The organism is Amycolatopsis sp. GA6-003 (genome assembly GCF_046267895.1).
In the GTDB taxonomy this organism is placed as follows: Bacteria; Actinomycetota; Actinomycetes; order Mycobacteriales; family Pseudonocardiaceae; genus Amycolatopsis.
Map to the genome: position 1 here is coordinate 4,587,290 of NZ_CP176499.1, position 20,536 is coordinate 4,607,825.

21 protein-coding genes and 1 tRNA gene are annotated in these 20,536 nt (G+C 68.9%); 3 read left to right on the forward strand and 19 right to left on the reverse strand.

What is annotated here, in order from left to right:
- Positions 1-701 precede the first annotated feature (701 nt).
- Positions 702-1,175 carry a gamma subclass chorismate mutase AroQ gene (gene aroQ / locus F9C12_RS20375; RefSeq protein WP_409466898.1) on the forward strand — a complete coding sequence of 158 codons (474 nt, stop codon included), beginning with the start codon at positions 702-704 and terminating at the stop codon, positions 1,173-1,175.
- Between the two features lie 17 nt (positions 1,176-1,192).
- Here aroQ and F9C12_RS20380 read toward each other — a convergent pair whose 3' ends face one another.
- From F9C12_RS20380 to rplJ, 13 genes are all read right to left on the reverse strand, one after another.
- The gene (locus tag F9C12_RS20380) at positions 1,193-2,248 is read right to left on the reverse strand and encodes a hypothetical protein (RefSeq protein ID WP_409466899.1); all 1,056 of its coding nucleotides are present in this window, start codon (positions 2,246-2,248) and stop codon (positions 1,193-1,195) included.
- 26 nt (positions 2,249-2,274) lie between these two features.
- Positions 2,275-2,880: a hypothetical protein gene (locus F9C12_RS20385; RefSeq protein WP_409466900.1), complete on the reverse strand. Its 606-nt coding sequence runs from the start codon at positions 2,878-2,880 to the stop codon at positions 2,275-2,277.
- A gap of 36 nt (positions 2,881-2,916) precedes the next feature.
- Positions 2,917-4,179: an MCE family protein gene (locus tag F9C12_RS20390; protein WP_409466901.1), complete on the reverse strand. Its 1,263-nt coding sequence runs from the start codon at positions 4,177-4,179 to the stop codon at positions 2,917-2,919.
- Positions 4,179-5,402, reverse strand: a complete 1,224-nt coding sequence (locus tag F9C12_RS20395; RefSeq protein WP_409467037.1) for an MCE family protein — start codon at positions 5,400-5,402, stop codon at positions 4,179-4,181. Before F9C12_RS20395 ends, F9C12_RS20390 begins: the two co-directional genes overlap by 1 nt.
- Before the next feature lie 10 nt (positions 5,403-5,412).
- On the reverse strand, positions 5,413-6,594 hold the full coding sequence (locus F9C12_RS20400; RefSeq protein WP_409183507.1) for an MCE family protein: 1,182 nt from the start codon (positions 6,592-6,594) through the stop codon (positions 5,413-5,415).
- A complete protein-coding gene (locus F9C12_RS20405; protein WP_409183508.1) occupies positions 6,591-7,577 on the reverse strand; it encodes an MCE family protein in 987 nt (328 codons plus the stop codon). Before F9C12_RS20405 ends, F9C12_RS20400 begins: the two co-directional genes overlap by 4 nt.
- Positions 7,574-8,602 (reverse strand): MCE family protein, encoded by a 1,029-nt coding sequence (locus tag F9C12_RS20410; protein WP_409466902.1) that lies wholly within the window; start codon positions 8,600-8,602, stop codon positions 7,574-7,576. The genes F9C12_RS20405 and F9C12_RS20410 overlap by 4 nt, the downstream gene beginning before the upstream one ends.
- Positions 8,599-9,930 (reverse strand): MCE family protein, encoded by a 1,332-nt coding sequence (locus F9C12_RS20415; RefSeq protein ID WP_409183510.1) that lies wholly within the window; start codon positions 9,928-9,930, stop codon positions 8,599-8,601. The genes F9C12_RS20410 and F9C12_RS20415 overlap by 4 nt, the downstream gene beginning before the upstream one ends.
- Positions 9,927-10,763, reverse strand: coding sequence for an MlaE family ABC transporter permease (locus F9C12_RS20420; protein WP_009072224.1), 837 nt, complete (start codon positions 10,761-10,763; stop codon positions 9,927-9,929). Before F9C12_RS20420 ends, F9C12_RS20415 begins: the two co-directional genes overlap by 4 nt.
- A 2-nt stretch (positions 10,764-10,765) precedes the next feature.
- The gene (locus F9C12_RS20425) at positions 10,766-11,518 is read right to left on the reverse strand and encodes an MlaE family ABC transporter permease (protein ID WP_050788377.1); all 753 of its coding nucleotides are present in this window, start codon (positions 11,516-11,518) and stop codon (positions 10,766-10,768) included.
- 32 nt (positions 11,519-11,550) lie between these two features.
- A complete protein-coding gene (locus tag F9C12_RS20430; RefSeq protein ID WP_409183511.1) occupies positions 11,551-12,729 on the reverse strand; it encodes an ABC transporter ATP-binding protein in 1,179 nt (392 codons plus the stop codon).
- A 458-nt stretch (positions 12,730-13,187) separates the two neighbouring features.
- Positions 13,188-13,580, reverse strand: a complete 393-nt coding sequence (gene rplL, locus F9C12_RS20435) for a 50S ribosomal protein L7/L12 (RefSeq protein ID WP_009072216.1) — start codon at positions 13,578-13,580, stop codon at positions 13,188-13,190.
- A 48-nt stretch (positions 13,581-13,628) separates the two neighbouring features.
- Complete coding sequence (gene rplJ / locus F9C12_RS20440) at positions 13,629-14,183, reverse strand: 50S ribosomal protein L10 (protein WP_037816297.1); 555 nt, start codon at positions 14,181-14,183, stop codon at positions 13,629-13,631.
- A 319-nt stretch (positions 14,184-14,502) separates the two neighbouring features.
- On the opposite strand from rplJ, the gene F9C12_RS20445 reads away from it, so the two are divergent.
- Positions 14,503-15,489, forward strand: a complete 987-nt coding sequence (locus tag F9C12_RS20445; RefSeq protein ID WP_409466903.1) for a hypothetical protein — start codon at positions 14,503-14,505, stop codon at positions 15,487-15,489.
- Positions 15,490-15,492: 3 nt separating this feature from the next.
- Here F9C12_RS20445 and F9C12_RS20450 read toward each other — a convergent pair whose 3' ends face one another.
- The 6 genes from F9C12_RS20450 to F9C12_RS20475 form a co-directional block, all read right to left on the reverse strand.
- Positions 15,493-16,302, reverse strand: a complete 810-nt coding sequence (locus tag F9C12_RS20450; protein ID WP_409183513.1) for an alpha/beta fold hydrolase — start codon at positions 16,300-16,302, stop codon at positions 15,493-15,495.
- Positions 16,303-16,371: 69 nt separating this feature from the next.
- Complete coding sequence (gene rplA, locus F9C12_RS20455) at positions 16,372-17,091, reverse strand: 50S ribosomal protein L1 (protein ID WP_409183514.1); 720 nt, start codon at positions 17,089-17,091, stop codon at positions 16,372-16,374.
- Between the two features lie 106 nt (positions 17,092-17,197).
- Positions 17,198-17,629, reverse strand: coding sequence for a 50S ribosomal protein L11 (rplK, locus tag F9C12_RS20460; protein ID WP_037360170.1), 432 nt, complete (start codon positions 17,627-17,629; stop codon positions 17,198-17,200).
- A gap of 82 nt (positions 17,630-17,711) precedes the next feature.
- A complete protein-coding gene (gene nusG / locus F9C12_RS20465; protein ID WP_409183515.1) occupies positions 17,712-18,545 on the reverse strand; it encodes a transcription termination/antitermination protein NusG in 834 nt (277 codons plus the stop codon).
- Positions 18,546-18,619: 74 nt separating this feature from the next.
- Positions 18,620-19,054 (reverse strand): preprotein translocase subunit SecE, encoded by a 435-nt coding sequence (gene secE, locus F9C12_RS20470; protein ID WP_409183516.1) that lies wholly within the window; start codon positions 19,052-19,054, stop codon positions 18,620-18,622.
- 32 nt (positions 19,055-19,086) lie between these two features.
- Positions 19,087-19,159, reverse strand: a tRNA-Trp gene (locus tag F9C12_RS20475).
- A gap of 424 nt (positions 19,160-19,583) precedes the next feature.
- Between F9C12_RS20475 and F9C12_RS20480 the strand changes: the two genes are divergently transcribed.
- Complete coding sequence (locus F9C12_RS20480) at positions 19,584-20,486, forward strand: TIGR03619 family F420-dependent LLM class oxidoreductase (protein ID WP_409183517.1); 903 nt, start codon at positions 19,584-19,586, stop codon at positions 20,484-20,486.
- Positions 20,487-20,536: the final 50 nt, after the last annotated feature.

The window sequence follows — 20,536 nt, forward strand, 5'->3', positions numbered from 1 at the left end:
CTTCCGGGGACAATGAGCGGTGAGCAGCCGCGATGGCAACAGCTGTCGCGGACTGTCAGGGGTGCCGTGTGCCCACTATCCTAACTACCGGCTCCGGGCAGCCTGAAAGAGGGCAGCGCAAAGAAGCAGTCTAGCCCGGATGGCGCGGTCTGTCCAGGGGGCACTCCAGACGGGGCCCAGCCTGCATCGCGTCACCTTCGGGCAGTGCGTCTCCCTGAGCCTCACTGCGTCCTCGGCTCCCGGTTCGCACCGGGTTTTCGCGCCCCTCCCGCAAGGTTCGCGTTCCCCGGCCGTGACCGTTGGCAGTAAGCGTGAACCCACGCGGCTTTGGAGTCAAGATGCCGCGCGGCTCTCCCGCCGGTTGGCGCAGCGTTGAACCCGGACAGCGCAGGGTGACCGCCGGGGCGAGCCTCGCGGTTACCGCCGGGTACTCCGGAATAGCCGCGCAGGTCGGCCGGGCGGCGGTGCAGGCAGGCGGGCTGAGCGCGGGTGCGGAGGCGGATTCCGCGGCGGCGCGGCGGGCGCGGGATGGATCACATTCCGCGAGCGGCCGTGCGCCGAGCGGCATAGTCGAATAGGGGATCGCCCGGCGGCTCGGACCCGGATTCCGGGCTCCCGGGCAGGGGTTCGCGCGGCGGTTGGCGGCGCCCGCGTCCCGGTGATCAACTGGGCGGGGCCCGAACTTCCCGGAGGTGCGCCCGATGCCGGAACCCGCCGCGTCGCTTCCCGAACTGGTCTTGCGCAGGCTGGCGATCAGCGAGCAGGTCGCCGCCGCGAAGTTCCGGGCCGGACGGCCGGTCGACGATCCGGTCCGCGAACAGCGGGAGCTGGCCCGCGTCCGGGTGCTCGCCCGCGAGAGGGGCCTCGACCCGGGTTTCGCCGCCGGATTCCTCTCCGACCAGATCGCCGCGAGCAAGCAGGTCCAGCACCGGCTCTTCGCGCACTGGACCGCGCGTCCCGGCGACCGGCCCGGCGGGGGCCCCGACCTGTCCGTGCTCCGGGCCGAATTGGACGGTCTCACGGTCGCTCTCCTGGACCGGCTGGCCGCGACCGGCCCGGAACCCTTGGCGGTGCCGGAAACCCCGGACGAGCTGAAGCAGGAGCCGCTTCGGACGGCGTACCGGACGCTGACCCGGCAACGGCCCGCCCCCGGAGCTTCCGGGAACGGGCCGTGACCGCTGGCCAAGACCGCTTACTTCGACGGCGGAGCCGAAGCGGGCGCGGACGGCGCGGGCGCGCCCGCGGCCGGTCCGGCGGCCTTGTAGGTGTCCATGTCGGTGATCTTCCACGTGTTGCCCTGCAGCTGGGCGTCCACGTGCATCTGCGCCGTCCCGGCGGCGGTCTGCTTCGTGTCCGCGCGCGTCGACGTCTGGTCGATGAACAGCATCACGCGGGCGAGGTCGCCGTTCAGCCGGATCACCGCGCTGCGGGTGACCTTGCAGGTCACGACCACCTTCTGCTCCGGCGCGAGCTTCTTGACCTGGCCCATCAGCGCGTTGTAGCTCGCCTTGACCTGGTCGGTCGCGAGCAGCTGGTTGGCCGCGTCCTCGGTCTTCTTGATGTTGTTGAAGTCGTAGGAGAACAGCGTCTCGATCGCCTTCGAAACCTGGTCCTTGACCTGCGCGGTCTTCGCCACGTCGAGCACCGCGCGGTTGCTCGTGGAATCGGCCGCGTCCGAGCCTTTCACCTGGAAGATGACCGCCGCGGCGACCAGCGCCAGTCCGGCCACCAGCAGCAGCGCGACCCGCACGGTGTTGCGGCTGACCGCGGACCGCTGCGCCGGGACCGAGGCGGGCGCGTCCTCGTCGGCCCGGGCCTTGGTCTCGGCTTCCTCGACGTCCGAGGGCTTCTCCGAGCCGGTGTCCCGCTTCTTGCGCCGCGGGCTCGGGCGGGCCGGTTTCTCGTCCTCGACGGTTTCGCCGGTGAGCGCGTCGACCTCGTCGGCCGGGGCTTCGTCCGCGCCCCCGGAGACCTCGGGTTCGGCGACGGCGTCTTCCTCGACGGAGGTCTCCGCGACCTCGGTCTTCTCCGGCTCGGTCTTCTCCGGGCGCGCCAGTCCGCCGCGGGGAATCCGCAGCTCCTGGGTCGCCTCGGCCGGGTCCGCGTCGGGGAGCGGCCGCGGCCGGGGGCGCGGCTTGGGCGAGGCCGCCGGCGCCGCCGGGTCCGACGGCTTGCGCAGCCCGGCGACCTTCGGCCGGCGGGCCGGTGGCGTACTGCTGCGCGGTGGCTGGCGACGGGAGGGGGGCACTGCGGAACTCCGATCTGCGGGTGAAGCTACTGGCCGGCGGCGACGAGCGGCACTTGGTCGATCCCGGACAGCTTCCACTTGCCGTCGACCCGGGTCATCTGGACCTCGAGCCGCAGCGCCTTGGTGGCCTGCTTGCCGCCCGCGGAGGTGTCCGTGCTGATCGCGGCCAGGAAGCTGGCCTTGCCGTCGTGGTCGTTGAGCTCCTCGACCGCGATGTCCTGGATCGTGGTGGTGACCTTGACCTTCTGGTCGGTCAGCGCCTTCGAGTAGTTCGGCTGGGCCTGCTGGATCTGCTTGGCCATGTCGTCGCTGGAGACGTCCTTCTGCTTCTGGAAGTACGCGTCCAGGTTCTGGTAGTCGACCTGGGTGTAGGCCAGCACCGCGGCGGTGCCGTCCTTGAGCACGTCGTCGCGGGCCGAAGCGAGGTCCCGGTCGCCGTCCATCTCCGCGACCAGCCACATGATCCCGAACACGATCGCCACCACCAGCCCGGCGAGAGCGAACGCCCCGGACCCGAGCAGCCAGACGCGCGGCGATCCGGGGAGCGTCCACTTTTCCTTCGCCGCCTCCGTTGCCGGTTCGGGCGTGTCAGCGGTCGCCTCTTCCTCGGCGACCGCGTGCTCGGCACTCATAACACTCCAGAGTAGGTAACTGTCATCAAATCCCGGTCAGCCGACCCCGAGCAGCGCGCCGAGGCTGTTGAGCGAGACACCGGGACTGCCGACGACGCCGGGCACCTGGGCGTCGCGCTGCTCCTGCAGCTGCTGCGCGGGCCGGTTCCGGTTGGCCGCGATGTCCTGCTGCGACGGCTGCACCGGCACGCCGTTGTACGGCGCGTTCTGGGAACCGCGGACGTTGATCGGGCTGCCCTTCGGCTCGGCGCAGTAGGCCTTGTCGTCCGCGGGCCGGACCGAGGTGTCCGAACCCGGCCGGTACTGGCTGTAGGGCAGATAGCCCTTCGTGCACGACGGCGGGTTGAACAGGTTCAGCACCAGGCCGAGGTGCGCGGTCCCGTCGCCGGGGGCCACCGACGGCGCGGCGGCCGCCAGTGCCGGATAGGTCACCAGGCCCTGTTCGAGACCGTCCAGCCGGGTCACCGTCAGGTTGGCCGTGGTCAGCAGGTTCGCGGTCAGCGCGCCGAGACCGGGCCCGGTCTCCTTGACCACCTGGCTGATCTGGGTCGCCACCTGCGGGGTGACGCCGATCAGCTTGCGCAGGTCGCCGTCGGAGTTCTTGAGCGTGCCGCTGAGCTGGTTGAGGCTCCTGGAGAACGACGCGAAGTTCGACGCCTCGTCGTTCTGCGTGTCCAGCACCTTGCCGCCGGCCTGCAGCAGCTGCACGGTCTGCGGCAGGTACTGCTGCGCGGTGGCGGTGAAGCTGCGCACGGTGTCCATCAGCTTCTGCAGGTCGCCGCCGGTGCCGCGGAACGCGTCGTAGGACTCGTCGACGACCTTCCGCAGCGCGTCGGTGGGCACCGAGGCCGACAGCGAGTCGAGGTCGCCGAGCAGCCGGTCGGTGCTGACCGGGGTGGTCGTGCGCGCGGCCGGGATCACCGAACCGCTCGCCAGGTACGGGCCCTGGTCGTTCTTCGGCCGCAGGTCGACGTACTGCTCGCCGACCGCGGACCGGTTGGCGACGACCGCGTCGAGGTCGGCGGGCACGCGCGGGGCGGACGGGTCGATGTTCAGGTCGGCCTCGAGCCCGGTCTGGGTCAGCCGCAGCTGCCCGACGCGCCCGACGTTGAAGCCGCGGTAGGTGACCTCGGCGTTGGTGAAGATCCCGCCGGACTCGTTGAGCTGCAGCTTGACCGTGTACCCGCTGCCGCCGAACACCGTGCCGAGGCCGGCGAACCGGATCAGCGCGTACACGATGGCCACCACGGAGATGATCGCGAAGACCACCAGCTGGATTTTCGTCCTGCGCAGCAACATCAGCCAGCACCTCCGGAAAGCACCCCGAACAGGCCGGACAACCCGCTCTGCGCCGGCTGCCCGCCGCCCTGGCCGCCGGTCGAGGACGGAGCCTGCTGGTGCTGCTGCGCGGGCTGGCTCCCCGGGAACGACAGCGGCGGCGGCTGGTTCGCCGGCGTGCCCTCGACGCCGCCGGTCAGCCCCGGCGCGGGAATGAGCCCGTTCAGCCCGTTCTGCCTGCTGCGGCCGAGGTTGTCGATGACGTCCTTGAGGTTCAGGTCGACCTTGGCGAACAGGTTGAAGTAGTCGCCCTTGACGTCGTTGTAGGCCTGGTCGGTGAACGGATAGGTGAGCAGGATTTCCAGCGCCTTCGGCAGGTCGCTGCCCGCCTCGCCGAGCTTCCGCAGCGTCGGTGTGAGCGCCTTGAGGTCGGCGACCAGGTCCGCCTTGCTCTTGTTGACCGTGTCGGTCGCGACGCCGGAGAGGTTGTTGAGCGCGTTCAGCATGGTCACCAGCTGGCCGCGCTGCTGCTCCAGCACCCCGAGCCCGGGCCCGAGGTTGTCGACCGCGCCGACCAGCTTGTCCTTCTGGTCCCGCAGCGTCATGGACAGCCGGTTGAGGCCGTCCAGCGCGCGGGTGATGTTGGCCGACTGGTTGTCGAGGTTCGTGACCAGCTCGTTCGCGTTGGCCAGCAGCGCCTTGATGTCCGGCTCGCGGCCGGCGGTGGCGTTGTTGAGTTCCTTGGTGATCGTGTTGAGCTGCTCCACGCCGCCGCCGTTGAGCAGCAGGGACAGCGCGCCGAGCACCTCCTCGACCTGGACGTCGCGGCCGGTGCGCGCGAGCGGGATGGTCGCCCCGTTCGCGAGTTCCCCGGTCGCCTCGTTTCCGCCCGGCGAGGCCAGTTCGACGTACTTCTCGCCGAGCAGGCTCGACTGCTTCACGTTGGCCATCGCGTTGGCGGGCAGCTTGACGTCGCCGTTGACCTCGACGGTCACCTCGGCGTGCCAGCCGTCCGGCGTCAGCCCGATCGACTTGACCTGCCCGACCGGCACCTCGTTGACCTTCACCCCGGACTGCGGGACCAGGTCGAGCACGTCCTTGAACTGGATCTTCAGCGTGTACGGATGGCTGCCGAGGTCGGCCCCGCCGGGAAGCGGGACGTCGTAGACGCCGTTGAACGCGCAGCCGCTCAGCACGAGCGCGGCGGCCGTGGCGAGCGCCCCGCCCGCGGCGAACTTCGTCAGTCGCTTCACGTCAGCTCCCCTGCGTCCCGTAGACCTGGCCCTGCAGCGGGAGCGGCAGCGGCGGCAGCTGGCCGTTCTGCATCGCCTGGACGACCTGCGCGGCGGACGGCAGCGGAACCACGCCGTCGACCACCTTGGCGATGCCGTCGCAGGCGTTGCCGAGCAGCTGCTTGGTCACCGAGGTCTGCTTGAGCAGCCTGCAGACCATCACCAGCGGCGGGGCGGTCAGCTCGTTGAGGTTCGGCCGCGCGTCGAGCGTGCCGGACGAGCCGTTGTAGACGCCGACGATGTTGGACAGCGCGACCGGCGCGACGTCGAGGATCTCGGCGAGCGAGCTGCGCTGGTCCACGAGCACCTTGGTCACGCTGGCCAGTTTGTCCACATTGGACTTCAACCGGCCGCGGTTGCGTTCGATGAAGCCCTGCACCGACTGCAGCGTGGTGCCGAGCTGCTGGACGGTCTGCGCGAGATTGTCCTTCTCCCCGGCGAGGAATCCGCTCACGTCGGCGAGCTGGCTCTCGAACTGGCGCACCTGGCCGTCGCTGTTGGCCAGCGACTGGGAGAACTTGCCGAGGTTCTGCACCGTCTGGAAGAGGTCGTCCTTGTTGCCGGCCAGCGTGCCGGACGCCTGCCCGAGCTTGGTGATCGTGTCGTGCAGCGCCTTGCCGTTGCCGTCGAGGTTGTTCGCCGCGGTGTTCAGCAGGTCCGAGAGCGAACCGTTCTTGTTGGCCCCGTTCGGCCCGAGCGTCTCGCTGACCTTGGCGAGGCTGGCGGCGAGCTGGTCGACCTCCAGCGGCACCTCGGTGCGGTCGAGGCCGATCGTCGCGCCGTCGGAAATGCGCGGGCCGCCGGTGTAGGCCGGGGCGAGCTGGATGTAGCGGTCGCTGACCAGCGACGGGGCCACGATCAGCGCCTTCGCGTCGGCGGGCACCGCGACCGAGCGGTCGTATTCGAGGTCGACCCGGACCTGGTTGCCCATCGGCTGGATCTTGGTCACCGTGCCCATGTCCACGCCGAGCATCCGGACGCTGTTGCCCTCGTAAAGGCCGACAGCGCCGGCGAAGTACGCGGTCAGGTGGTTGCGGCCGGCGTCCTTGAGGGTCCACCAAAGCGCGCCCGCGACCACGAGCGCGAGCACGATCGCGATCGTGAAGCCGCGGGTGAGCGACTGGCCGAAGCGGGTGTCGGTCATTGGGAGTTGCACCCCTCCGGATTGAGCGGACCGACCGAGGGAAGCACCAGGCCGCAGATGTAGTTGTCGAACCAGTGCCCGGTGCCGATCGTGTTGTTGAAGACCCGGATGAACGGCGCGAACTTCTGGATGCCCTGCGCGAGCGAATCCTGGTTGCGCTGCAGCATCGACGTGAGCTGGTCGAGCTGGGTGAGCACCGGGTTCAGCTGGCCGTCGTTGTCGTCGACCAGGCCCTGCAGCTGCGCCGACAGCTGCTTCGAGCCGTCCAGCAGCGTCTTGATCGCCTGCTCGCGCTTGCCGATCTCGTCCAGCAGCTGGTTGCCGTCGGTGATCAGCTTCTGCACCTCGGCGTCGCGGTCGACCAGCGTCTGCGACACCTGGCGCGTGTTGGCCAGCAGGTTCGCCAGCTGCGAATCGCGCTTGGCGATCGTGTCCGACAGCTTCGAAAGGCCAGACAGCGCGCCCTTCACGTCCTGCGGGGTGTTCGAGAACGTCTGGGTGATCGCCTCGAAGCTCTTCGACAGCTGGTTCGTGTCGATCGCGTCGACCGTCTGCGACAGGCCGCGGAAGGCGTCGAGCACGTCGTACGGCGACATCGTGCGGTCGCGCGGGATCGGGCTGCCCGGGTCGAGCGTGCCGTTGCCCTGCGGGTCGAGCGCGAGGTACTTCTGGCCGAGCAGCGTCTTGATCTTGATCGCCGCCGTGGTCTTGTCGCCCATCCAGGCGTCCTTGACCTTGAACGACACCTTGACGCTCGCGCCGTCCAGCTTGATGTCGGACACCTTGCCGACCTTCACGCCGGCGATCCGCACGTCGTTGTCCTTCTGCAGCCCGGCCGCCTCGGAGAAGTCCGCGCTGTAGGTGGTGCCGCCGCCGATCACCGGCAGGTCCTCGGAGTTCATCGCGGCGACCAGGCCGAGCACGATCACCGCGATGCCGACCAGAGCGATCGGGATCGGATTGCGTTTCTGGAAGGACTTCATGGCTTGCACCTGTCCCGGTTCACCGGTGCGAGCGTGAAGTCGGTCGGCGGCAGCAGCCCCGGCACGCCGACCGTCCCGGTCATCTCGCAGGAGTAGAAGTTGAACCACGAGCCGTAGTCGGCGGTGCGGGTGAGCGCGCTGACCTTCTTCGGCATGAACTGGATGAAGTGCTCGACGAGCGGTTCGTTCTGGTTCAGGTTCGTGGTGAGCTTGCCCAGCGCGGCGATGTCGTCCTTCAACGGCTGCCGCGCGTCGGTGAGCAGGCCGGCCGTCGTGGTGGCCAGGTTGCCCAGCCCCTCGATCGCGTCGCCGATCGGCTTGCGGTCCGCGGCGAGGCCGGACACCAGCTGCTGCAGCTTCACGATCAGGTCGTTGAGCTGCGGGGTGTGCTGGTTGACCGTGTCGAGCACCGAGTTGAGGTTGTCGATGACCTGGCCGATCACCTGGTCCTTGTTGGCGATCGTGGTGGCCAGCGAGGCGGTGTGCGACAGCAGGCTTTCGACCGTGCCGCCCTCGCCCTGCAGAACCTGGATGACCTCGTACGACAGCTTGTTCACATCGGCCGGGTTCAGCGCGGTGAACAGCGGCTTGAAGCCGTTGAACAGCTCGGTCAGGTCCAGCGCGGGCGTGGTGCGCTCGAGCGGGATGGTGTCGCCCGGCTCGAGCGTCGCGCCGCTGGTGTCGTCGCCCTCGCCGAGCGAGACGTAGCGCTGGCCGACCAGGTTGCGGAACTTGATCTGCGCGGTGACGCCCGCCGGGAGCTTGCGCCCGGCGTCGACCTCGAAGTCCACCTGCGCCTGGCGCTTGTCGACGATCTTCACGTCCTTCACCTGGCCGACCCGGACGCCGGCGATGCGCACGTCGTCGTTCGGCAGCAGGAGCGTGGCGTCGGTGAACCGCGCGGAGTAGGCGCTGGTGCTGGTGGTGTTGATGTTCGCGATGCTGATGCCCAGCACGGTCGTGAACAGCACCGTGACGACCACGAAGATCGACAGCTTGATCAGCGGTGCGGCGAGTCCCCTCACTTGACCGTCACCTCCGTGCCCCGGTAGAGCGGGCCGACGAGCAGCGAGCCCCAGCCCGGGAACTGGTCCTGCGAAATCCCCATCTCCGGGCTGACCAGCGCGGCGAGGAAGTTGTTCTCGGCCGCGGTGTTGACCGGGTTGCCGCCGGCCGCCCCGCCGCCGTTGAGGCCCGCCGCGTCGCCCTTGAAGTTGGCCGGGTTCAGGCCCTCGCCGACGGTCCTGGGCGCCGCGCCCTGTTTGGTGCCGTCCTTGAACGGGCCGTCCGGCGGCTGCTGCGGGAACGGGTCCGGCGCGGGGTTCAGGTCGTAGCAGCGCGGACCGCGCTTGTCCTCGAACCGCGGCTCCTCGCCGGGCTTGTACGGCCCGCGGTTGACGACGACCTCGATGGTCGCGTTGAGCCCCGGCTTGCCGTTGTACTTGCCCAGCGCCGCGTCCGCGACCGGCACGACCTTCGCCATCTGCTTCAGCACGCACGGGTACTCCGGCGAGTACTTGGCGAGCAGTTCGGCGGTCGGGCGCGCGGTGCGCGCGAGGCTGATCAGGTTCTGCGAGTTGGCTTCCAGGAACGACTGCAGGTCCTGCGAAGCAGTGGTGAGGTTGCCGTAGAGGCTCGAGAGGTTGGCCTGCTCGGCGACAACGGTGCGCGTGGTCGTGCTCAGATTGTCCAGGCTCTGCACCAGATCCGGTGTCGCGTTGCTCAGGTGGCCGGAGAACTCCGCGAGCGCCTTCAGGTTGTGCTGCAGTTCCGGCTCGTGCGGGTTCAGGTCGCCGAGGTACTGGCCGAGCTGCGAAAGCGTTTCGCCGAGCGGTTTGCCGCGGCCCTGCAGCGCAGTCGAGATCGCGGTGAGCGTGCTGGACAGCTTCTGCGGCTGCACCGCCTGCAGCACCGGCATCAGGTGTTCGAGCGCCTGCTCCAGCTCGATCGCGCTCGAGGTGCGGTCCTGGGTGATCACGTCGCCCTGGGAAAGCGTCTTGGCCGACGGGTCCTTCGGAATCTCCAGCGACACATAGCGTTCGCCGAACAACGTCTTCGGAAGGAATCGCGCGGACACGTTCCGCGGAATCAGCTTCACCGATTCCGGATCCATCGCCAGCGTCAGTTCCGCGCCGTCCGCGGTCGCTTTGATGTCCTGCACCGAACCGACGATCAACCCGCGGACCTTCACGTCCGACTGCTTGAGCAGCTGGTTGCCGATGTGGCCGGCGTCGAGCTTCACGGTGACGAACTTGCTGAACGCCTTGTCGTACATCGCGATGCTGAGCGCGATCCCGCCGACGAGCACCGCCACCAGCAGCAGGCCGAGCAACCTGCGCCGTAGTGTGGTCATCCCGCAATCCTCACCGTGACGTCGGTTCCCCAAATCGCGAAACCGATGAAGAAATTCACGACCGAAACCGTGACGATGGAAAGCCGCACCGCGCGGCCGACGGCCACGCCGACCCCGGCCGGTCCGCCACTGGCCCGGTACCCGAAGTAGCAGTGCGAAAGAATGATCAAAACGCTGAAGATCAGCACCTTGATGAACGAATAGAGCACGTCTTGCGGTGGTAGGAACAGATCGAAGTAATGGTCGTAGGTACCCGCGGATTGTCCGTAGATATAGATAACGACCAGCCGCGAGGCGAGGTACGAGCTCAGCAGGCCGATCACGTACAGCGGGATCACGGCCACGAACCCGGCGATGATCCGCGTGGTCACCAGGTACGGAAGGCTCGGCACGCCCATCACCTCGAGCGCGTCGATCTCCTCGGAGATCCGCATCGCGCCGAGCTGCGCGGTGAAGCCCGCGCCGACCGTCGCCGACAGCGCCAGCCCGGCGACCAGCGGCGCGATCTCGCGGGTGTTGAAGAACGCGGTGAGGAAGCCGGTGAAGGCCGAGGTGCCGATCGAGTTCAGCGCCGAGTAGCCCTGCAGGCCGACGAGAACACCGGTGAACAGCGTCAGGCCGACCATCACGCCGACCGTGCCGCCGATGACCGCGAGCGAGCCGGAGCCGAAGCTCACCTCGGCCAGCAGCCGCAGCACTTCCTTGGTGTAGCGGCGCAGCGTGCGCGGCGTCCACAGCAGAGCCCGGCCGTAGAACGACATCTGGTCGCCGAGCGTGTCCAGGGTCTCCAGCGGCCGGTTGGCGATCCGCTTCGCCCCCGCGAGGAACGTCATGGTCAGTCCAGCTTTCCGGGCACGAGCTGCAGGTAGATCAGCGTGATCACGAAGTTCACGACGAAGAGCAGCAGGAACGTGATGACCACCGACTGGTTCACCGCGTCGCCGACGCCCTTCGGGCCGCCGCTCGGGTGCAGGCCGCGATAAGCCGCCACGACCGCGGCGATGAAGCCGAAGATCAGCGCCTTGATCTCGCCGACCCAGAGGTCGGGCAGCTGCGCGAGCGCGGAGAAGCTGGACAGGTACGCGCCCGGGGTGCCGCCCTGGAGCACGACGTTGAAGAAGTAGCCGCCGAGCACGCCGATGACGCTGACCATGCCGTTGAGCAGGAGTGCGACGAGCATCATGGCGAGCGTGCGGGGGACGATCAGGCGCTGGACCGCGGAGACGCCCAGCACCTCCATCGCGTCGATCTCCTCGCGGATGGTCCGCGCGCCGATGTCCGCGCAGACCGCGCTGCCGCCCGCACCGGCCACCAGCAGCGCGGTGACCAGCGGACTGGCCTGCTGCACGGTCGCCAGCACCGAACCGGCACCGGTGTAGGACTGCGCGCCGAGCTGGCGGGCGAGCGCGCCGAACTGCAGCGAGATGACCGCGCCGAACGGGATCGCGACGAGCGCGGTCGGCAGGATCGTCACGCTCGCGACGAACCAGGCCTGCTGGATGAACTCGCGGAACTGGAACGGGCGCTGGAAGATGCCGCGGACGATGTCGAGGCCGAGCGCGAACAGGTTCCCGGTCTCCCGCAGCATTCCGTAGCCGGGGATCTTGGCCGTGCTGGTGGTCACGCGCCACCCTGCCCGTGCCGGGGCGACCGGCGGTCCGCGCCCGGAATGCGCGCGACCTGGTCGGCGGGAAGCTGTCCCTGGTGCTGGTTGGGCACCGGACCCGGGCCGCTGACCGGGGGCAGCTGCTGGGTGGCCTCGGGACCGTGCTGGTGGTGGAACGCACCGGGGTTGGGCCGCACGTTGTAGTACCGCTGCTGCTCCGGCGTCAGGGATTCGATGATCCCCTCCTGCGCGCTCGGCGGGAGCGTGTGCAGAATCCGCATGACGCGGTCCATCCGCCGCTTCGCCCCGGCCCGCTCCGGAACGCCCGGGCTGACCTGCATCTGCGGCACGACGCCGCGCACGTCCTCGTTGAGCACGTCGCCGTGCCCGGCGGCGGCCTCGGCCTGCTCGCGGGCCATCTGGGCGCTGTCCTTCTCCTCGGACATGCCGATCGGGCCGAGCTTGCGGCCGTTGAGGAACTGCTCGACCACCGGTTCGTCGCTGGTCAGCAGCACCTCGCGCGGGCCGAACATGACGAGTTCCTTGCGGAACAGCATGCCGAGGTTGTCCGGCACCGTGCGGGCGAGGTTGATGTTGTGCGACACGATCAGGAACGTCGCGTCGATCTGGGCGTTGACGTCCAGGAAGAGCTGGGAGATGTAGGTCGTGCGGACCGGGTCGAGACCGGAGTCCGGCTCGTCGACCAGGATGATCTCCGGGTCGAGCACGAGGGCGCGAGCAAGGCCGGCGCGCTTGCGCATCCCGCCGGAGATCTCGCCGGGGAGCTTCTTGTCCGCACCGGCGAGACCGGTGATCTCGAGCTTCTCGAGCACGATCCGGCGGATCTCGGTCTCGGACTTCTTCGTGTGCTCCCGCAGCGGGAAGGCCACGTTGTCGAAGAGGTTCATCGAGCCGAACAGCGCGCCGTCCTGGAACAGGACGCCGAAGAGCTTCCGGATCTCGTACAGCTTGTGCTCGGAGCAGGTGACGATGTCGACGCCGTTGATGACACAGCGCCCGCGATCCGGCTTGAGCAGGCCGATCATCGACTTCAGGAACACGGACTTGCCGGTTCCGGACGGGCCGAGCATCGCCGAGACCTCGCCGGGAGGCAGGGTCAGCGTCACGTCCCGCCAGATGGTCTGCTTTCCGAAGGACTTCGTCAGACCTTCGATGACCACCTCGGCACCCATCGCACCTCCAGGAGCTGTTCCGCGTCGTCGCGCACCGCCGCCCCGTCACCCGCTGGCAGCGGCGGAGCTCGCGCGGCGAACTCCGCTTCAACCAGGTGCAACGAGCTGAGCGCGAACAGGTTACTCACCAGTTTTGTTCTCTGGCCAGCCCCCGTGCACGTCTCACGCGCCGGGGATCCAGTACGGCGACCGCTGGCAGCACGGTAGTGCACGTCACGTTCGGGCGCAGAGCCAGATGGCCGCCTGCCGCTCACCCTGACGGGTTAACCGGCGGAAACGCGACAAACAGGGGGTGACTCGAGACCGGCCAGGGCCCGGTTGATTCGCCTGAACGAGGGCGCCCAGGGCCGAGGTGGCGACTGTGCGTCTTTTTTGTCTCGGACAGCAAAAGGGGCGGACGCCCGTGTCGGGTGTCCGCCCCTTTCGAGGTGGTGTTGCAGGCGCTTGCGCGCCCGGGATCACTTGATGGTGATCTTGGCGCCGGCGGCCTCGAGCTTCTCCTTGGCGGCGTCGGCGGCCTCCTTGTCGACCTTCTCCAGGAGCGCCTTGGGAGCGGCCTCGACCAGCTCCTTGGCCTCCTTCAGGCCCAGACCGGAGACGACCTCGCGGACGACCTTGATGACCTGGATCTTCTTGTCGCCGGCCGAGTCGAGGATGACGTCGAACTCGTCCTGCTCGGCAGCGGCCTCGGCGCCACCGGCGGCGGCACCCGGGGCGGCGGCCACGACGGCGGCCGGGGCGGCGGCGGTGACGTCGAAGACCTCTTCGAATTCCTTCACGAACTCGGACAGCTCAAGAAGGGTCAGCTCCTTGAAGGCGTCGATCAGCTCGGCGGTGCTCAGCTTCGCCATGATGGCTTCCTCTCAGAAAAACGAACGAGACGTTCGGGGTCGGATGGTTCAGCTCTCGGCGGGTGCTTCGGCTGCTTCGGTACCGGTGGCGTTGCGCTGCTTCTCCTCCAGCGCGGCAGCCAGGCGGGCCACCTGGGACGCCGGCGCCTGGAACAGCGCGGCGGCCTGGGAAAGCTTCGCCTTGAACGCGCCCGCCGCCTTGGAAAGCAGCACCTCGCGGCTGTCGAGATCGGCGATCTTGGTGATCTCGTCCACGGACAGCGACTTGCCGTCCATGTAGCCGCCCTTGATGACAAGCGCGTTGTTTTCCTTCGCGAAGTCGCGAAGCGCCTTCGCGGCGTCGACTGCCTCGCCGTGCACAAAAGCGATCGCGGTCGGGCCGACGAACAGGTCCTCGATGCCCTCGAGACCGGCGTCCTCAGCGGCACGCTTGACGAGGGTGTTCTTCGCGACCCGGTACTTGGCACTGGTGCCGAGAGCGCGGCGCAGCTGGGACAGCTGAGTCACGGAGAGGCCGGTGTACTCGGTAACGACGGTGGCCGAGCTGCTGCGGAAGCTCTCCGCGATCTCGGCGACGGCCGCCACCTTGTCGGGCTTCGCCATGGTCGCCTCCTCTCTTGGCTAGTGTCACCACTGGCTTCGGCGGAGGCGCCCCCGAACGACAAAACGCCCACGCGCAGCAAGACGCGGGGCGTTGCCCAGCCAGGACGGCTAGGGTTAGGGCCTCGTTCCTCCTGCGCGGGCCGTCCGCCAAACTGCGGAGCCTTCGCTCCCCGGGAATCCGGAGAGAACCAGCGGTCTTTGGTAGAACCGTCGACCAGCATACGGCAGGGGTTCCCGGGGTTGTCCGGCGCCCCCTCGCTGAGCTGCGAGAACCGGGGCAGTCTCGGGAAATCGCGGCGGAGCGGGCATCATTGGTGACGTGGCGGAACAGCGTGATCACGGAAAGCCGGAAGACCTCCCCTCTCCCGGCCAGGGTGGGTCCTCGGCGCAACCGCCCGCACTGCCGCAACCCGGCGGGGGCGAGGTCGCGCCACGCCCTCCCGCTCAGCCAGCGGCGAACGAGCCGCAGCGGGCTGCGCCGAACCTTCCGCAGCCGAGCGAATCGGCCGTGCCGCAGCTGGATCCGGAGCAGCTGCGCCAGTTCCAGGAATTCCAGAGGTTCCAGGAGTATCTGCGGTTCACCCAGGCTCAACAGGGCACCGAACCGGCCCCGGCTCCCGACGCTGGCCTGGTCCCGGCCGGAAACCGCCAGCCCCTCGCCGGTGGGCAGCCGCCTGCCCCGCCGCATCAGCCGGGTGCGCTGACCGAGTACCAGGAACCGCCACGCAACCGCCGCCCGGTGCCGCGCTGGGTGAAGCGGCTGGGCGGGAAAATCCTGGGCTGGGTGATCGCCTTGGTCATCCTGGGCATCCTGGTCAACTGGGGCTATCACCAGATCTTTCCCAGCGACGACGGCAAAACGTCGGCCCAGATCGCCGCCGAGGGCGGCGGGACCTACCACACGAACCACATCTTCTCGACCAACCCGAACGAGGCGGTGCGGTTCGTCTACCACAACATCGCCCAGGGCCGGGTCGACGACGCCTGCGGGCGCTTCCGCGAGGACATCCAGGACAAGTTCGCCAAAGACACCACCGGCCAGCCGGATTGCAAGGTCGCGGTCGAGAAGCTCCACGCACAAGTGAAGAACGTCAACGACTACGCCGAATCGCTCCCGTCCTACGTCTCGGGTCCGACTCCGCCGCCGGTGGTGAAGATCGATTCCTGTTCGTTCACCGTGAGCGGCGGTCCGGCGCTGGGCGTGTTCGAGGTGACCAAAGTGGACAAAGGACAGTGGCTGATCACCGGCCATTCGTCCGGCCCGGAGAAATGCCCTCCGCCGACGGCGACCTCCACCCCGAGCTGACCCTCACGCAGGAGAGCTGATCGGCAACCGGGTCTCCCCGGTGTCCGAGTACGCGAAGAAGTCCACCAGCGCCGCCGCGAAGGCCGGGTGTGCCACCGCTTCCATGTGGTTTCCCGGCACCCGCACCAGGCGCGCACCGGCGATCCCCGCGGCGAGGCGTTCCGGCTGCGTGGCCAGTTCGTCCGACTCCCCCGCCAGGATCAGCGTCGCCGCCGACAGGTTCGTCAGGCGCATCGGGCCGTGCGGGGTCGCGTGCATGACCGCGGCCAGTGCTTCGACGTCCGCGCCTGCCCGGCGGGCCAGCCGACGGAACGGGCGCGCCGCCGGGGGCACCTGCGAGCGGTCTTCGGCCAGCAGTCCGGCGGCGATCTGGCTCCGGTTGATCACCCGGGCGTCCACCCCGCCGAAGTCCACGATTCCCGCGCCGACCCCGCCGACCGCGAGGCAGCGGACTCGGCGGTCACGCGTAGCCACCAGCAGCGACACGATCGCGCCCATCGAATAGCCCGCCAGGCACACCTCGTCCAGGCCGAGTTCGTCGAACAGCGCGGTCAGGTCCGCGGCCATGATGTCCTCGCCGTAGGCCGCCGGGTCGTGCGGTTTCTCTGACGCGCCGTGTCCGCGCGCGTCCAGCGCGATCACCGTGAACCCGGCCTTGACCAGCGCGTCCACGACTCCGGGGTTGACCCAGTTCACCTGGGAATCGGCGGCGAAACCGTGGTGCAGCACGACGGGCCGCCGGTGCCGTCCGTCCCCCTCCCAGACCGTGTAGCTCAGCTGGAGCCCGTCGGGGGCGAGGAACGTCGTTGGCATACGTCCATGAGACACGAAAAAAGGGTGGTCACGCACGAAGCGTGACCACCCTTTCGCGTGATGTGCGACTCAGACCGCGGCTTCCTCGGAGAGGAGGTTGCGGGTCCGCGCCGGGTCGACCGGGATGCCCGGGCCCATCGTCGTGGTGAAGGTGACCTTCTTGACGTAGCGGCCCTTCGCCGACGACGGCTTGGCGCGCAGGATCTCGTCCAGCGCGGCCGCGTAGTTCTCCACCAGCTTCTCGGTGTCGAACGACGCCTTGCCGATCACCAGGTGCAGGTTCGCCTGCTTGTCGACGCGGAAGTTGATCTTGCCGCCCTTGATGTCCTTCACGGCCTTCTCGACCGCGGGGGTCACCGTGCCGGTCTTCGGGTTCGGCATGAGGCCGCGCGGGCCGAGGATGCGGGCGATGCGGCCCACCTTGGCCATCTGGTCCGGCGTCGCGATCGCGGCGTCGAAGTCGAGCCAGCCACCCTGGATGCGCTCGATCAGTTCGTCGGTGCCGACCGCGTCCGCGCCGGCGGCTTCGGCCTCGGCGGCCTTGTCGCCGACGGCGAAAACGATGACGCGGGCGGTCTTACCGGTGCCGTGCGGCAGGTTCACGGTGCCGCGGACCATCTGGTCGGCCTTGCGCGGGTCGACCCCGAGACGCATCGCGACCTCGACGGTCGCGTCCATCTTCGTCTTGGAGGTCTCCTTCGCCAGCTTCACGGCCTCGAGCGGCGCGTAGAGACGCGTCTTGTCGATCAGCTCCGCGGCCTGGCGGTAGGCCTTGCTGTGCTTGGTCATGCTTCTGTCCTTAGTAAGTCAGCGGATCAGTAGTGGTACGGGCAGCACATCAGCCCTCCCACTCGTGCTGGCGCGAAATCACGCCGCCTCGACGGAGTCGGGGCAATTACTCGACGGTGATGCCCATCGAGCGGGCAGTGCCGGCGATGATCTTCGCGGCCTGGTCGATGTCGTGCGCGTTGAGGTCGGTCTCCTTGGTCTTCGCGATCTCGCGGACCTGGTCCCAGGTGACCTTGGCGACCTTGGTCTTGTGCGGCTCGCCGGAGCCCTTCTCCACGCCCGCGGCCTTGAGCAGCAGCTTGGCGGCCGGCGGCGTCTTCAGCTTGAAGTCGAACGACCGGTCCTCGTACACGGAGATCTCGACCGGGACGACGTCCCCGCGCTGCGACTCGGTCGCGGCGTTGTAGGCCTTGCAGAACTCCATGATGTTGACGCCGTGCTGGCCCAGCGCCGGGCCGACCGGCGGCGCGGGGTTGGCCGCACCCGCCTTGATCTGCAGCTTGATGATCGCCGCAAGCTTCTTCTTCTTGGGTGGCATTACCTTGTGTCCTTCTCAACTGACGTGAGTCCCCCGCACACCTGCCAGTACGCGGGGACTGCCGACCGGGATGGCCCGGCCGTCAGATCTTGGAGACCTGGCTGAACGAGAGCTCGACCGGGGTCTCCCGGCCGAAGATCGACACCAGGACCTTCAGCTTCTGCCCGTCGACGTTGACCTCGGAGATCGTGGCGGGCAGCGTGGCGAACGGGCCGTCCATGACGGTGACCGACTCGCCGACCTCGAAGTCGACCTCGACGGCGGGCGCACCGGACGGCGCGGCCGCGGCGGATTCGCCGCCCTTGGCCGCCTTGGCCGGGGCTTCCTTCTCCACCTGCGGGGCGAGGAACTTCAGCACCTCGTCCACGGTCAGCGGCGACGGCCGCGAGGTGGCCCCGACGAACCCGGTGACGCCCGGGGTGTTGCGGACCGCGCTCCACGACTGGTCGTTGAGGTCCATCCGGACCAGGATGTAGCCGGGCAGCACCTTGCGCTGCACCTGCTTGCGCTGGCCGTTCTTGATCTCGGTGACCTCTTCGGTCGGGACCTCGATCTGGAAGATGTAGTCCTCGACGTCCAGGGTCTGGGTACGCGTCTCGAGGTTGGTCTTGACCTTGTTCTCGTAACCGGCGTACGAGTGCACGACGTACCACTCGCCCGGCGCGGCCTTGAGCTCGGCGCGCAGCGCGGCGACCGGGTCGTCCGCCTCGGGGGCGGGCTCGGTCACGTCGGCTTCGGCGGCGTCGTCGGTGTCGTCCGCCTCGTCGGCGGAGGCTTCTTCGGCGGCGACCTCGTCCTCGGCGACGGGCACCTCGACGGGCTCGGCGGACTCCTCGTCGCCGGGCGCCGCCTGCGCCTGCTCGTCGGAAAGCTCGGTCAGGTCGCGACCGGCTTCGGTGCCGTTGTCGGAGGTCACGTTCCGTCCTCTCAGTTGATCGCTTGCCGGGCCGGACCGGGGCCCGGCCAGCGCGGTGGCGCGCCCTGCGGGCGTCAGCCGAAGACCAGCCCGACCAGCTCCTTGAAGCCGAGATCGAGGCCGCTCACGAGGGCCACCATGAACACCACGAACACCAGCACGACCGCGGTGTAGGTGACCATCTGCTTGCGGTTGGGCCAGATGACCTTGCGCAGTTCGGCCCAGACCTCGCGGATGAACCGCGTGAACCGGGCGAACACCGAGGCCTTCTTGGGCTTCCGGTCCCGTTTGGGGGTGGGCGCGCCCTTGGCGTCGGCGGGCTTCGCGACCTTGTCGCCCGCCTTGCCGGACGGACGGGTCGAGCCCGGCCGTGCCTCGGACTTGCCTGCCGGCCGAGCGGAAGCGCGGCGTTCGCGCCGAGCCGCGGCGGACACCGGGCGGGATTCGACTCCGGGCCGCTTGCCCGAATCGTCCTGCTCGTGCTCGCCGCTGGCGTCGCTGTCGCTCACGACCACTCCTCCGCTCCACCAGTTCCCGTACGCAGGGGTGACAGGACTTGAACCTGCAACCTGCGGTTTTGGAGACCGCTGCTCTGCCAATTGAGCTACACCCCTGTGGAGCCCGGTCACCCTGGCTCCGGAGGACGCATTCCATCGTCCCCACCATCCGGCGGGGATGACCGTAGTGCGTTCCGAGTTCCGAAGTCTACGGCAAGCCGGATGAAGCCTTGCAACCCAGCCCCCTCGACGGCGCCGCGGCGGCTCGGCGGGGGTCTCTCCGGGGCCTCCGGACAGCATCCCGGAATGCGCGGCGAAGATCACCCGATCGTGCGAACATAGGCCCGTGCCCCGTTATCCGATTAATCGTAAAGCCACCGGCGGCCGCCGCCCGCCCGGCTTCGCGACCGCTCCGGATCACTGGGCACGGCAAGGGAAATCGCTTCCGCCCTGGCGATTTTCCCCGCCCGGAAGCCAAGATCGGCTCCCGGCGAGATGATCTTCGTTGACCCGCAAGCGAAACTCTGATCAAGGAGACTCGGTGACCACATTCCGGCTCGGGCTCGCTCTGCCGCAGTACGGCAAGCTCGCCGACCCCTCCGCCATCGCCGGCTTCGCCGCCGAAGCCGAGCGGCTGGGCTTCGCCTCGCTGTGGGTCGGCGACCGGGTGCTGACCCCGGTCGCCCCCAAGACCTATTACCCGTCCGGTACCCCCGAACAGCCGTACCCGCCGGAGTTCGTCCGCTTCGTCGATCCCCTGCTCGCGCTCACCATCGCGGCGAATTCGACCGAGACCGCGCGGCTGGGGTCGAGCACCCTCAACGGCCCGCTCTACTCGCCGGTGCTCCTGGCGCGGTCCCTGACGTCACTGGATCTGCTGTCCGGCGGCAGGCTCGACGTGGGACTCGGGCTCAGCTGGCTCCGCGACGAGTACACCGCCGCCGGCGTGCCGTGGGAGCATCGCGGCGCGCGGCTGGCCGAACTGGTCAAGGTGCTGCGGACGCTCTGGACCGAGGACCCGGCCGGGCACCGGAGCGAGCGCTGGGACATCCCGGACTCCCTGATCGGACTGCGTCCGCTGCAGCAGCCCGGTCCGCCGGTGCTGCTGGGCGGGGCGTCGGACGCGGCGCTGCGGCGCGTCGGCCGGATCGCCGACGGCTGGCTGCCCGCTGGGCTTCCGCTCCCGCTGCTGCGGCAGAAGTGGGCGGTGGTGGTCGAATCCGCGGAGAAGGCCGGTCGGGACCCGGAATCGCTGCGTCGCGTGCTGCGGATCAACCCGACGCCTGGCTCGAAGACCTCGACCGTCGAGGACGTCGCGGCCCTGCTGAAGGCCGCCGAGGCCGACGGCATCACCGAAGCGCTGGTCGATCTGCACTATGTGGCCGAAACCGTCCCGCACGCGCTGGAGCTGGCGGGCGAACTCCACGCCGCTGTCTTTGCGTGATCACCCGTAAGCGGGTCGTCTGCGAGGGGCCGGACCGGTAGAACGGTCGG

Bases quoted from the DNA above. Each gene is read 5' to 3' on its own strand.
- F9C12_RS20405 (WP_409183508.1), bottom strand. From the start codon at position 7,577: ATGAAGTCCTTCCAGAAACGCAATCCGATCCCGATCGCTCTGGTCGGC.
- rplK (WP_037360170.1), bottom strand. From the start codon at position 17,629: ATGCCACCCAAGAAGAAGAAGCTTGCGGCGATCATCAAGCTGCAGATC.
- aroQ (WP_409466898.1), top strand. From the start codon at position 702: ATGCCGGAACCCGCCGCGTCGCTTCCCGAACTGGTCTTGCGCAGGCTG.
- F9C12_RS20450 (WP_409183513.1), bottom strand. From the start codon at position 16,302: ATGCCAACGACGTTCCTCGCCCCCGACGGGCTCCAGCTGAGCTACACG.
- F9C12_RS20400 (WP_409183507.1), bottom strand. From the start codon at position 6,594: ATGACCGACACCCGCTTCGGCCAGTCGCTCACCCGCGGCTTCACGATC.
- rplJ (WP_037816297.1), bottom strand. From the start codon at position 14,183: ATGGCGAAGCCCGACAAGGTGGCGGCCGTCGCCGAGATCGCGGAGAGC.
- F9C12_RS20420 (WP_009072224.1), bottom strand. From the start codon at position 10,763: ATGACGTTCCTCGCGGGGGCGAAGCGGATCGCCAACCGGCCGCTGGAG.
- F9C12_RS20385 (WP_409466900.1), bottom strand. From the start codon at position 2,880: ATGAGTGCCGAGCACGCGGTCGCCGAGGAAGAGGCGACCGCTGACACG.
- rplA (WP_409183514.1), bottom strand. From the start codon at position 17,091: ATGACCAAGCACAGCAAGGCCTACCGCCAGGCCGCGGAGCTGATCGAC.
- F9C12_RS20390 (WP_409466901.1), bottom strand. From the start codon at position 4,179: ATGTTGCTGCGCAGGACGAAAATCCAGCTGGTGGTCTTCGCGATCATC.
- F9C12_RS20430 (WP_409183511.1), bottom strand. From the start codon at position 12,729: ATGGGTGCCGAGGTGGTCATCGAAGGTCTGACGAAGTCCTTCGGAAAG.
- rplL (WP_009072216.1), bottom strand. From the start codon at position 13,580: ATGGCGAAGCTGAGCACCGCCGAGCTGATCGACGCCTTCAAGGAGCTG.
- F9C12_RS20425 (WP_050788377.1), bottom strand. From the start codon at position 11,518: ATGCTGCGGGAGACCGGGAACCTGTTCGCGCTCGGCCTCGACATCGTC.
- F9C12_RS20415 (WP_409183510.1), bottom strand. From the start codon at position 9,930: ATGACCACACTACGGCGCAGGTTGCTCGGCCTGCTGCTGGTGGCGGTG.